Consider the following 13,526-nt stretch of genomic DNA (forward strand, 5'->3'; position numbering starts at 1 on the left):
GTGTAAATGTAACATTTATAAAATATCCTCGGTGGAATGGATGATGTGTGGAAATTATTACGGATGACGGAACAGTTCCGGATCGCAATTGAAATATCTCCTGAAGGCAGCAGCAAAGGATCTGTAATTCCTGTAACCGGTTAACCGGGGAATATTATTCAATGGCATATCCTCAATTGACAACAGTTTAGTTGCATATTCCAGCCGGTAATAGTGTATGAACTGGTTTACCGAAATACGATTAAGCTGATAGAAACCTTTCTCCAGGAAATTGCGGGTAATATTGAATTGCTGACACAGTTTTTTAGTGGTAAGAGATTGGTGTATATGTCCCTTGATATATTCCTTCACAAGGTCCAGGATGATCACTTTCGATGAGGTCAGCCTGATGGTATTTTCCTTACGTGGCAGCATTTGCCTTATGAAGTGTTCCAGCATCATCATACATTTCTTTTCCCGGTAATAGATACTGGCTATCTCATTAAAACGGCAATGCCTTATCTGTTGTACAAGCATCATGTAATATGCATCCAACGGCACCTGGCCGGGTGCATTGATCATGCCGCCCATGTTCTTCTCCGCATTGCGCACACTCTTTCTGATCCTGTCAAATTCTGATTCGAAGGCAGGCTGTTTCAAAATGCGGAACAATGTATCATTACTGAAGCTGATGTGAAAAAAGCAATGTTTGCCCTTTGGTATAATGGCTACATTGATCTCTTCCAGATAGAACAGATTTACTTCATCCCTTTTCAATTCCACACTGTCCGTGCCGTTCACATATGCATCCACATCGTTGTTGTCTAGCGAGATGTGTAAATGCAACGAAGGTTTTAAAGGAGTAGGCAATATCTCCTTTTCAGTAGTTTCACATATCACCTGGTGTTCAAATACCTCAAACAAGCCAGCGGCCAGCCTTTGGAGGAAAATGATCTTCTGGGCGTCGCCATGCACGACTTTGGCTGAGTGTTGCATAATAGTGCCGCAAAATCTTTTGGGAACATCTGAAGGGGAGTAGATCTCTCTGAAAAATTCGATGGAGCCTGCTGAAAACAGATACATCTTTTGGTCAGTTTTTGAGGTGATAAAATAAAAAGCGCTGCACATGCCGGCTTTTCGCCGGTACAACTGGGAACAATATATTCTTGCGCAATTTGAAACAGTGGCAACTATCTCTATTCGAGGGATAGCACAATGACAACCGTGGTGTTATAAAGGTATCCTTTTGTTTTGTGTGAATAGTTAATAACAAGTTAATGATTTGAGGTAACCTTTCATGATAACTATCCGTTACACGAACCGGTAAGGCGTTAAACAAGTGCCAAGTATAATGTGTTATTATCTCAAGGCAATCTATGACAGATAGATAAAATATAATGTTATAACAGCCAACGCCGACTACTTGAGTAAACTGATACTATTTTATCTATATGCCTGAAATAGGTTATATTTAACAATAACCCAACTTAACGTAAATCTATGATGTCAACCAGGAGTCTAAGTCGTATTGTACTTTTATTATTATGCCTGTATGTGCCAATTGCAGCAGCATATGCTCAGAAACAAAGAATAACCGGTAAAGTTACAGATGCCACCACCGGCGTTCCTCTTGAAGGGATCACCGTAAGGGTGAAACAGAGTAATGCCGGAACGCTGACAGGCAAGGACGGCGCCTATTCTATTGAAGCGCAATCAAACGATGTACTGGAAATCAGTGCTATTGGTTTCAAGCCGTTGTCTCTTCCTGTAAATGGCCGTACACAGGTGGATATCCAGCTGGCGTCCACAGTATCAGAACTCTCCCAGGTAGTCCTGGTAGGTACCCGCTCCGGAGGCCGTGCAAAGATCGAAACACCTGTTCCGGTGGATGTGATCTCTCTCAGCCAGGCAGCTTACCCCACCGCCAAGATGGACCTGACAGCGCTGCTCAACGTCTCTGCACCTTCTTTTAACTACAACAAACAGAGTGGTAGTGATGGTGCCGATCAGATAGACCTGGCAACACTCCGTGGTCTGGGACCTGATCAGACGCTGGTGCTCGTGAACGGTAAACGCCGTCACCAGACCGCTTTCATCGCTGTATATGGTACCCGCGGCCGTGGTAACTCAGGTACTGACCTGAACGCCATTCCCGAAGCTGCCATTGACCGTGTGGAAATACTTCGTGATGGTGCTTCCGCCCAATATGGCTCTGACGCTATCGCTGGCGTTATCAATATCATCCTCAAAAAAGAAGTGAACCACCTGTACGTAAATGCCGGTTACGCTGGTTACTATGACCATAAATACAATACTTACTTTGGCAAGGAGTTAAATCAATACAAGAATAACGGTGCTATTGATGGTAACGCTGTTTCCGTGGGATTAAGCTATGGTGTACCGCTCGGTAAAAATGGTGGATTCCTGAACTTCTCCGGTAACTTCCTGAAGCAGGGTAAGACTTTCCGCCAGGTACTGGATACCAATCTGGCGAATAAAGACGCCCTGCCTATCAACGTAGTGAGAAGGTCATATGGTGATGCTTCCAAGACTACCGGTGGCGGTATGCTGAATATGGAAATACCTTTTAAAGACGGTCGTACCACTTTTTACGCCTTCGGCGGATATAATCATAAATTCTCCGACACGTATGCCTATACCAGGCATTTTAACGGCAATAATCCCAATTCCAGTGCGCACCCTGATCGTTTCCCAACAGACGCGAACGGAAACATCATCTTCTATAAGGATATTATGTACACTGTAACATCGCCAGGTGGATTGCCTAACGATACTGTGTTCGATCCTATTATCCAGACAAAGATCAACGACTGGTCCGCAGCTGCCGGTATTAAAGGAGAATTTGGTACAGGATGGACCTGGGATTTCAGTAATACCCTCGGCCGTAACGACTTTCACTTCTATGGTGACAAGACTTTCAACGCTTCCATGGGCGCTAATACGCCTACTCACTTTGATGACGGTGGATTCTCTTTCCTCCAGAATACCGCTAACCTGACGCTGGGTAAAGAGCTGCCCAATGTTGCTTCTGGTCTACACCTGGCTTTAGGTGCTGAATACAGGTATGAGAACTATAAGATCTATGCAGGAGAGGAGGCGTCGTATACCAATTATGATCCTACCTTCTTCAAAGCTACTGGTGCACAGGGTTTCCCTGGCTATCGTCCAAGCGATGAAGTGAATGCTAACCGTTCTAATGTGGCCGGTTTTGTGGACGCGGAATTGGACGTGACTGATAAATGGCTGATAGGTGCTGCTGTTCGTGCCGAGAACTATAGCGACTTTGGTTTTACCAGCAATTATAAGTTTGCTACGAGGTACAAGGTGACGTCTAACTTTAACCTGCGTGGTTCCGTAAGCACAGGCTTCCGTGCTCCTTCACTGCAACAGATCAACTTCAGTTCCCAGTACACAAACGTACAGGGAGGAACTATCACGGAGGTGAAAATCGCTCCTAACACCAATAGCATTACCAGGGCGGCGGGCATTCCTGACCTGAAACAGGAGAAATCTGTGAATGCAAGTCTGGGCTTTACATGGAAGCCGATCAGCGCTTTGTCTGTAACGATAGACGGTTACCTGGTGAAGGTAAAAGACAGGATCGTATTGTCTGGCCAGTTCAGCGCAAGCGATACCACGCTTTCTGAAGAGTTGTATAATACTTTAAACGATCTGCATATAGACAATGCACAGTTCTTCGCAAATGCAGTAAATACAACTAACACCGGTATTGATGTGGTGATCGATTATAACAAACGTTGGGCGAACCAGCGTTTCAGAGCATTGCTTGCAGCTAACTTCCAACATATGGAGATCAACAAGATCAACGTACCGGAAAGACTGAACGACACTTACCTGCACAGAAAATCATTCTTCAGCGATCGTGAAGAGCGTTTCGTACTGGCTTCAGCGCCTCCTGTAAAAGTGGGACTGAACCTGGATTATGGTATCAATAAATTCGGTGTAAGCGCTCACGTAACCTATTTCGGTAAGGTAGAATTGTATGGTTATGGTTGGAGCGGAGACCTGGCGGGTACAGGTATCAATCCTGTAGTAGGCCTGGACAGTGATGGAGACAAACTGGTGCCTGAACTGTTTAAATATAAAGGAAAGGCAGTGACAGATCTGGCTGTAAACTATAAATTCACCAAACAGCTTAACTGGTTCATTGGTGCAGATAATATCTTCAATGTTCACCCTTCACTGGGTGTTGTAGATGGCGCAAGGTTATCGGCTTATGACAGTGAGAGCGGCGGCGCGTGGGATTCCGTGCAGATGGGTTTCAATGGTATCCGTCTCTTTACCCGTTTCGTGCTGACATTATAATGGATGATGTAAGTATAAATAAAAAGGTCTCGTATTAATACGAGACCTTTTTATTTATATAATGTTGTTCCCTTTGCTTATTCAGCAACAGTGGAGATCTTGATCGTATTGGTCGGCAGGTGTTCCTGTACTGGCGTACTACCGGTGTTTACTACGATATCAGCAGGTTTCACGAAACCTCTTTCTTTCAGGATATTGATCTGGTCAGAGATGATCTCGTCCAGACCTTCTTCACCATCATAGAAGAAGGCACGTACACCCCAGCTGAGGCTCAGCTGATTCACCAATGTCTTTTCTTTAGTGAAGATGAACAGTGGAGAACGTGGACGGTAGCTGCTCAGCATGAAGCCGGTGTAACCGCTCTGTGTCATACCGATCAGTGCATCTGCATCCAGGTCTTCTGCCATTTTACAGGCATTGTAACACAGTGCATCGCTCAGGAAGGTAGGAGAGTGGCGGTGAGGGATCAGGTTACGGTTGTAGATAATGTCTTCTTTTTCTACTTCGTCGATGATCTTTCTCATAGTCTGGATCACCAGTTCAGGGAACTGGCCTGTAGCGGTTTCACCGCTCAGCATCACTGCGTCAGCACCTTCCAGAACCGCGTTAGCTACGTCAGTGATCTCACTACGGTTAGGACGGGTACGATCGATCATGCTTTCCATCATCTGTGTAGCCACGATTACAGGCTTAGCACGGTGGATACACTTGCGGATGATATCTTTCTGGATCATTGGGATCTGCTCAACCGGCAGTTCCACACCCAGGTCACCACGGGCGATCATTACGCCATCGCTTTCCCAGATGATTTCCTTCAGGTTCGCAATTGCTTCAGGTTTTTCGATCTTGGAGATCACCTTCATTTTAGAATTGCGCTCTTTCAGGCGTTTGCGGATCAGCTGAAGATCATCTACGTGTCTAACGAAGGACAGGGCAACCCAATCACATTCGTTGTCGATGATGAATTCCAGGTCCACTATATCTTTTTCGGTCAGTGCCGGCAGAGATACTTTAGTATCTGGCAGGTTGAAGCCTTTTTTGGAGGACAGTACGCCTGGCAGAACTACTTCAGCTTTGATCTCACCTTCGGCAGTGATCTCTCTTACTACTGTTTCAATTTTACCGTCATCCAGGAGGATCTTCTGGCCTGGTTTAACGTCTTTGTGCAGGTCTGCATAAGATACATAGATCTTTACAGCGTTACCTACAACTTTCTCATTTACGAAGGTCAGGATCTGACCAGCTACTAATGGTAATGCGTTGTTCTCGATCTCACCAACGCGCAGTTTAGGGCCTTGCAGGTCGGCCAGGATAGCTACGTTATAAGGCTCGGTTTGGTTGATCTGACGGATATAACCGATGATACGCAGTTTGTCCTCGTGAGAGCCATGTGAAAAGTTCAGACGGAACACGTTAACGCCGGCTCTTACTAATGCCAGTAAGCCTTCATAGGTATCGCAGGCAGGGCCAACGGTTGCTACGATTTTTGTTTTGTGCAGGGAATGTGCACGGGAAGCTGCATGGTCCATCTGTTTGTGTACGTATTTTGATAAATCTTTTGTACTCATAGCTCTTTTTTTTAACTCGCAAGTATTTTTACCATCTTTAACCACTCCGGATCAATATGTTCTTTGGCCTTGATAGCCTGTTCCAGAGGTGTATATTGGATTTTGTTGTTTACAATGCCTACCATTACATTCGAAGTACCGCTTAACAGTGCTTCTACTGCTGCATAACCCATACGGCTGGCCAGGATACGGTCCTGACAGGAGGGAGAGCCACCACGCTGTATGTGCCCCAGAATACAAACACGTGTATCCAACTGAGGACAGCTGGCTTTAACCTGACGGGCTACTTCTTCAGCGCCGCCGGCAATAGAACCTTCAGCAACGACAATGATATTCACCAGCTTTCTGCGGCGCTCGTTCGTCTGCAGATCTTCAATGATATCCTGTACATCGATCAGGTGTTCAGGGGTCATGATGTGCTCAGCACCGGTGGAGATACCACTGTGCAGCGCTATATAGCCAGCATCACGTCCCATCACTTCTATAACAAATAAACGGTCGTGCGCATCAGCCGTATCGCGGATCTTGTCAATAGCATCCACTGCTGTGTTCACTGCCGTGTCGAAACCAATGGTAAAATCAGTGCCCGCAATATCTTTGTCGATAGTGCCAGGTAAGCCGATACATGGAATGTCAAATTCCTGGCTCATCTTGTAAGCTCCGTTGAATGAACCGTCACCTCCGATAACTACGATACCATCAATATTGTGTTTCTTGAGATTCTCGTAGGCCTTTTGTCTGCCTTCGGCTTCATAAAACTCTTTACAACGTGCGGTCTTTAATATAGTACCTCCGCGCTGAATAATGTTGGCCACAGATTTGGACTCTAAGGGAAATATTTCATTCTTCAGCATTCCCCGGTAGCCGTACATAACACCATACACATTTAACTGATGGTAAATTCCGGTCCTTACAACTGCACGAACGGCTGCGTTCATGCCTGGCGCATCCCCGCCAGATGTAAGAACTGCGATGTTAGAAACTTTTTTCATAGTTATGTTTATTTCCCTCTCTACTTTTTTATGTTGGATTCAGGGAATCTGGTGTTTTTTTCAGCTTCCTGTACCATGATATACCCCTAACGTGTGATAATTTGCATCCTCTGTTTCCAACCCCCGCTCTTACCTTTTTTCCTGTAAATCACGCTGCTAATGCATAAATTGCCAGGAAATTATCTAAGTGGCGCACAAAAATAACATTTTGCGTATTCTTTCTAATAGTATTCTGATGAATTACACGAAATTTTCATTTTTAATTAACTAACCTGGAATTTTTTTTAAAAAATATATATAGATATAATTTAAATACAAACCCAAACGCACCAAATGAAAACACGTACGCTAACACACCCTATCTTTACCTTTTTGTATTTATTAATGATAACAGGACCAGTAATGGCGCAACAGCAAGGAATAAATTATCCGCAAACTAATAAAACAGACGTTACAGACAACTATCATGGTACAGTCGTTGCAGACCCCTATCGCTGGCTGGAAGATGATAACAGTCCCGAAACCAAAGCATGGGTGACCGCCCAGAACACTGTTACCAGTGAATACCTGAACAAGATCCCTTTTCGCGGGGCTATCAAAAAAAGGCTGGAAGAACTGTGGAATTATCCCAAAATAGGCGCTCCTTTCAAAAAAGGCGACTATTATTACTTCTATAAGAATGACGGGTTACAAAACCAGGCAGTACTGTACCGTCAGAAATCATTAACCGGCACACCGGAAGTTTTCATTGATCCTAACAAGTTCTCAGCAGCCGGTACTGTAGCGCTAGGTAGCATCTCTTTTTCGAAAGACGCAAAGCACATGGCCTATCAGATAGCAAAGGCCGGCTCTGACTGGCAACAGGCATTTGTGATGGACGTGGAAAGCAAACAACTCCTGAAAGATTCTATTGACTGGATCAAGTTCAGTGGCATCTCCTGGAGGAAGGACGGTTTTTATTACAGCAGGTATGACAAGCCTAATGAAGAGAGCAAGCTGTCTAAAAAGAACGAATTCCATAAAGTATATTACCACCGTCTGGGCACTTCGCAGGATCAGGATGAGCTGATCTTTGAAGATAAAGAACATCCCCTGCGCAACTGCGGCGTGGATGTGACAGAAGACGAGCGCTTCCTTATCCTGCACCAGTCTGAAGGCACCTCTGGTAACCAGCTATTCTACTGGGATATGCAGGACCCCGCTCAGAAAGGGTTTAACCTGCTGGTAAAAGGTTTTGAGTTCGAGCCTTCCGTGATAGACAATGATGGAGACAAACTCTTGCTCCTCACCAATGAAGGCGCACCAAACTATAAAGTGGAGCTGGTAGACCCGAAGAATCCAACCAGCCGTAAGCTGATCATCGCTGAACAGAAAGAAGTATTGCAAGGCGTAGGCACTGCTGGAAGAAGATTATTCGCTAACTACCTGAAAGACGCTTCTTCCAGGGTAGCGCAATATACCTATGATGGTAAGCTGGACTGGAACATTGCCCTTTCGGGTATTGGTGCTGCAAGTGGTTTTGGTGGCAATGACAATGATAAGGAGTTCTTCTACACTTATATTTCCTTCGTAGCCCCTGCCACTATATATAAGTATGACATTGCTACTGGTAAGTCCACCCTTTACTCTAAGAGCGAAGTGAAATTCCGCCAGGAAGACTATGAAACCAAACAGGTTTTCTTCACCAGCAAAGATGGAACGAAAGTACCTGTATTTCTGTCTTATCGGAAAGGCATTAAACTGAATGGCCAGAATCCGGTACTGCTTTATGGTTATGGCGGCTTCAATATCCCGATGACCCCTGTATTCAGCGTATCTAACCTGTTCTTTATGGAGCAGGGCGGCATCTATGCAGTAGTATCACTGAGAGGTGGTAGCGAATACGGCGAGGCATGGCATAAAGCGGGTATGATGGAGAAAAAGCAGAATGTATTTGATGATTTCATCGGAGCAGCAGAGTTCCTTGTAAAATCAAAATATACAAATCCTTCCAAGCTGGCGATCCGCGGTGGTTCAAATGGAGGCTTGCTCGTGGGCGCCTGTATGACGCAACGTCCTGACCTGTTCAAGGTAGCTTTGCCGGCGGTGGGAGTAATGGATATGCTGCGGTTCCAGAACTTCACCATCGGTTGGGCGTGGGTAACAGAATATGGTACCAGCGCCAAGGCCGAACAGTTCCCGTATCTGTACAAATATTCCCCGTTACATAACCTGAAGGCGGGTACGCAGTATCCTGCTACGCTGATCACAACAGCAGATCATGACGACCGTGTGGTGCCAGCGCACTCCTTTAAATTCGCCGCTACTTTACAGGCGGCCAATGCCGGTCCTAACCCAACGCTTATACGCATAGAAACACAGGCAGGCCATGGCGCCGGTAAGCCTACCTCCAAATTGATAGAAGAATCAGCAGATGTCTGGGCATTTACCATGTATAACCTCGGCATGAACATTAAATAATAATTAAGATCAATTAACATTGAAGGCCGTACCAGCTGGTACGGCTTTTTTTACAGTTTACTTCCCCGACAGGAGTCTTGTTTAATTGTTGACACTTAGCGACTTGTCCAGATCCTTAACCATGTATGTGTTTTCAGCTATCGTTGTAAAGATAGCTTTCTGCTGATTGTATAGCGTTCCAGAAGGCGGCTTCAATCATCGGTATCTTTCCGGGGGCGGGTAGATATGTATATTTTTAATAATTTCACACCAACTTTAAAAAAGTAAACCTATACATGAGACACTTATACCTATGTATGCTGGCAGCAACTATGCTGTTAGCGAACGCCTGCAGTAAAGACGGCACTTCCGAAACCCCTGTACCCCAACCCGACAAGACCAAGGTTATCTTTAATTATGATAAGATCGGCTCGTTTGAGATTTCCAGTATGCTCAACGGACCTGGTATTTATGCAAAAGTCAGTAATGGCATGCCGGGGCGGGCATTTACTTATGAACTGGTTGGCAGCAACGGACTTAAAAAGGCAACCGACACCACCGTGAAAGGCAGCAGTAAGCTGGATGCAAATGGCGGCGCAACACTCGAATTGAACAGATTAACGAATTACCGCGATGGTGAAATGATTCTAAAGGTAACATTTAGCGGCCCTGATGCAACAATACAGGCAAAAACGGAGAAAGCCGAATATAAGGTCAGGGATTACCATGATTTCATTAACATGGCCATCACTCGTGATTCTGATACATCAGACCACTACATACAGGTACAGGATTTTGCTTTTCCTGATACACTGTTCGACCGGTCTCCTTGCATTCGTGGAATGAGGGGCAGTTATGACGGACAAGGGCACAAGATTACAAACCTGAAGATCAGCGCGCCTCTAAAAGAAAATTTGTCTTCATACATCGGTTTGTTCCCTTTCGCGGACAGCGGCAGCACAATAAAGAATATCAGACTTGAACTTGCCCCGGCCGGCATCGTCGGGGTAGATGCAGCAATGGGAGGGATAGTAGGTTTTTCCCGTCAGGCAAATATTATCGCCTGTTCTGTGAAAGGTGATTTGGTGGCAGATAAAAACAAAAGTGCATACGTAGGTGGTATTTCCGGATTTAACGACAATACCAATATGATAGGTTGCTCTTTCAGGGGACATCTGAGAGGAAATAACGTCGGTGGTCTGATGGGCAGTTTTGATAATTGCAGGATCAACATGTCTTACGCCTATTTCTCTTTCGATGCATATGCCGCTGGCGGACTCGCAGGTCTGGGGGGCGAAGGAGGCCACATATCCAATAGCTATACCATTGTACATGATCACAACACCGATTTTTACAAATTTGTGGCCATCGGACCTACATTGGCCACAGGTGCTAATGTTATCACGAACTGTTTCGCACTGTCAGGTACTCCCGAAGCTGGCGTGAAAATGGGCGCCACCATTTCAGAGCTAGGCATACAAGCAGGAGCCCTGGAAGTAGTGGAATGGCCGGCCGGTACTACTGCACCAGCTGATAAACGACCATTTAAATTAGATACTGATCTTAATCAGCCATTGAAACTATGGTGGGAATAGGATCTTAGCTTATATAAGCTACGTCAATATTTAAAGGGCTGACCTGCTGGTCAGCCTTTTTTGTGCTTCCCGGAAGCTCCGGCAATTATCGTATGTCCGTATAAGCGACCCCTGTTTGCTGCTATCCTGATAAGCTTTTGGGAAAGAATGGGTAGGATCACACTGCTCATCCGTAATTCGTAATTCCAAATTGAAACTGAATTCGTAATTTTAGTAAAAGGCATAGATATGAAGGTATTAATCACAGGAAGCAACGGATTATTGGGCCAGCACCTTATTCCCGTTTTTTTGGAGGATGGCCGGTATCAGGTAATAGCCAGCGGAAGAGGCCCTAACCGGCTGCCAATGCAGGCAGGATATACCTATGAAGCTACCAATCTGCGGGATGCCACCAGCGTCGAGCATCTGTTGGAGAAGCACAAGCCGGATATTCTCATCCACGCTGCTGCCATGACTCAGGTAGATGATTGTGAACGCAATAAAGACCTGTGTTGGGACACGAACGTCGCAGCTACCCGTTATTTATTGCATGCTGCCGAAAAGCAGAACACCTTCTTTGTTTTCCTGTCTACCGACTTCGTATTTGACGGTTTACAGGGACCATATGCAGAAGATGATGTGGTCAATCCTATCAGCTACTATGGCTCCAGCAAAGTAGCGGCAGAAAGCATGGTCCGCAACAGTAAGCTCCAGTGGGCCATCGTACGTACGGTACTGGTATACGGTGTAGCGGCGGATTCAAAGCGCAGTAACATCATCACCTGGGTTAAGAATAACCTGGAGCAGGGTAAGAAACTAAAGGTCGTGGATGACCAATGGCGCACGCCCACGCTCGTACAGGACCTTGCCGTAGGATGCAAACTGGTTGCTGATAAGAAGGCCGCCGGTATTTTCCATATATCAGGCAAGGAAACACTGACCCCTTATCAGATGGCCGTACAAACCGCCGGTTATTTTAAACTGAACACACAGCTTCTTGAAAAGGTAGATGCCAAAAGCTTCACACAGCCCGCAAAGCGCCCGGCTAAAACAGGTTTTGTTATTGATAAGGCTGTGAAAGAGCTGGGTTTTGCCCCCCATAGTTTTGAAGAAGGGCTGGAGATCGTAGCAAAAGAGATCTAGTGTTTCCATAGCTCCAGGGACACATTTCCCCACATAATTCAGGATCAGAGCTGGCTGTAGTTTCTAAGAAAGAGATCTGGTTTGAAACCTTGTCTCAGCGGAAGCTTTGTCTTCTTTAAAAAGGAACCGCCGGTAGCCAGACAGCTGTTCTTTAACGACATCCACTAAAGTTTGATATAAAAGAGATCGGGGTAGGATTTCCTTTGTTCTGGAAACCTTACCCCGATCTCTTTTATCATTAAATATCTGTCTGTTCTCACTTCCAGGCTTTCCTGTCCTCTTCGGTGAGCTTACTGAACTCGAGGAAAGGTACGATGGTCGCACCGTATTTTTTAGATACGGAATCTTTCATGGCGGTGGTATCGCCCGTTGGGGTCTGGAAGTGCTCGCCCAGCATGAATAATGTGGAATCCCTATTAGCTCTGAGCACTACAGGTTGTTTCCATCCAAGTCGTTTATTATACATGTTCTCACCAGCTTTTCTGGTTTTAAAAACCTGAAAAATAACGTTGTACTCCTGCGTAGTCGGTGCAGCTGCAGCTGCTGCAGCCTTGGCAACACTGTCAGCAGCTCTTTCTACCTGGACAGGCACTGCCTCTACCGGTACAGGAGGAACTGCACTTTCTGCCCTGGTGATCTCAGGTCTGTTCCTGTTGACTGACCACCATACTATCCCGGCAGTAACGACGCAGGCTACCGGAATAGCGATCCACAGCCAGCGCAGTTTAGAAGGGATTTCCCTGGTATATCCGTCAAATTCATAATCTTCAGTTGCCGCAGGAGTCGCGGTAGCCGGTGGTTTAACTCCCTGATCGGAAGCTGGTACCACTGGTGCAGGTGTTGACGCCGCAGGTGAGGTCGAAGCTGAAGAGGATGAAGATGACCGTGAAGCCGTCAGATGGTCTACCACCTGCTTATTCACCACTTCCTTAGTCCCAACTGTTACCTTATGGCTGGCATCCTGTCTGATCACCGGACTGACATGTAACACATCTCTGGTTATAGCAGGCGGTTCCTGTTCAAAGGAGATCCTGCCTACCACATTTGCCTGCAATTTTCCCACACCTGGTATGATAACAGGCTCACCCTTTTTGAGGACCTGCTTGAATTCATCTATATACTTCTCCATTTTGAGCTGCGCGATAGCAGGTACCAGGAGTTCCTTCTGCGAGATCCATTCCACAAGACCTCCGTCGTTTGTCAACGTTTCCTCAAAAGTGATGATCTCTCCGGGAGGAGAAATGGTTTTATTGGTGACATCGTAACGCGCGGGGGTATGTGTTAGTTTGAACACGCCTAGTTGGGGCAGACAGCATGTATGCTGCCTGAACAAAATTTCTGTTATGTATTGCTGTAGTACCAATTACGTAGATATTCCTATTATTATAAAATGACTCTCTCCTCGAACGAAATTGAAATCAGGAATTAAGGATTAGGAATTGGGGTAATATATTGTCCGTATTCAATTTCCTCGTCCTTAATTC

The 13,526-nt window shown here is 45.7% G+C and carries 8 protein-coding genes; 4 read left to right on the forward strand and 4 right to left on the reverse strand.

Translation table 11 applies throughout. The annotated features are described in order from the left end of the window. Nucleotides 1-57: 57 nt before the first annotated feature. A complete protein-coding gene (locus C7475_RS20875) occupies nucleotides 58-1,062 on the reverse strand; it encodes a helix-turn-helix domain-containing protein (protein ID WP_158286566.1) in 1,005 nt (334 codons plus the stop codon). Between the two features lie 417 nt (nucleotides 1,063-1,479). Here C7475_RS20875 and C7475_RS20880 point away from each other — a divergent pair, with 417 nt between their 5' ends. Further along, nucleotides 1,480-4,326 carry a TonB-dependent receptor gene (locus tag C7475_RS20880; RefSeq protein WP_110055327.1) on the forward strand — a complete coding sequence of 949 codons (2,847 nt, stop codon included), beginning with the start codon at nucleotides 1,480-1,482 and terminating at the stop codon, nucleotides 4,324-4,326. A gap of 77 nt (nucleotides 4,327-4,403) precedes the next feature. Here the strand turns inward: C7475_RS20880 and pyk are convergent, their stop codons facing one another. Further along, a complete protein-coding gene (pyk, locus tag C7475_RS20885; RefSeq protein WP_199236268.1) occupies nucleotides 4,404-5,894 on the reverse strand; it encodes a pyruvate kinase in 1,491 nt (496 codons plus the stop codon). 11 nt (nucleotides 5,895-5,905) lie between these two features. After that, entirely contained in the window at nucleotides 5,906-6,886 is a 981-nt protein-coding gene (pfkA, locus tag C7475_RS20890) for a 6-phosphofructokinase (RefSeq protein ID WP_110055328.1), read from the reverse strand. A gap of 402 nt (nucleotides 6,887-7,288) precedes the next feature. On the opposite strand from pfkA, the gene C7475_RS20895 reads away from it, so the two are divergent. The 3 genes from C7475_RS20895 (at nucleotide 7,289) to C7475_RS20905 (ending at nucleotide 12,042) form a co-directional block, all read left to right on the forward strand. Beyond that, nucleotides 7,289-9,346, forward strand: coding sequence for a prolyl oligopeptidase family protein (locus C7475_RS20895; protein WP_110055329.1), 2,058 nt, complete (start codon nucleotides 7,289-7,291; stop codon nucleotides 9,344-9,346). Between the two features lie 275 nt (nucleotides 9,347-9,621). Continuing rightward, entirely contained in the window at nucleotides 9,622-10,920 is a 1,299-nt protein-coding gene (locus C7475_RS20900; protein ID WP_146217608.1) for a hypothetical protein, read from the forward strand. A 228-nt stretch (nucleotides 10,921-11,148) separates the two neighbouring features. After that, nucleotides 11,149-12,042 carry an SDR family oxidoreductase gene (locus tag C7475_RS20905; RefSeq protein WP_110055331.1) on the forward strand — a complete coding sequence of 298 codons (894 nt, stop codon included), beginning with the start codon at nucleotides 11,149-11,151 and terminating at the stop codon, nucleotides 12,040-12,042. 256 nt (nucleotides 12,043-12,298) lie between these two features. Here C7475_RS20905 and C7475_RS20910 read toward each other — a convergent pair whose 3' ends face one another. Next, a complete protein-coding gene (locus tag C7475_RS20910; protein WP_255412660.1) occupies nucleotides 12,299-13,405 on the reverse strand; it encodes a hypothetical protein in 1,107 nt (368 codons plus the stop codon). Between the last annotated feature and the right edge of the window lie 121 nt (nucleotides 13,406-13,526).

The sequence above is a fragment of the Chitinophaga sp. S165 genome, assembly GCF_003182155.1.
In the GTDB taxonomy this organism is placed as follows: Bacteria; Bacteroidota; Bacteroidia; order Chitinophagales; family Chitinophagaceae; genus Chitinophaga.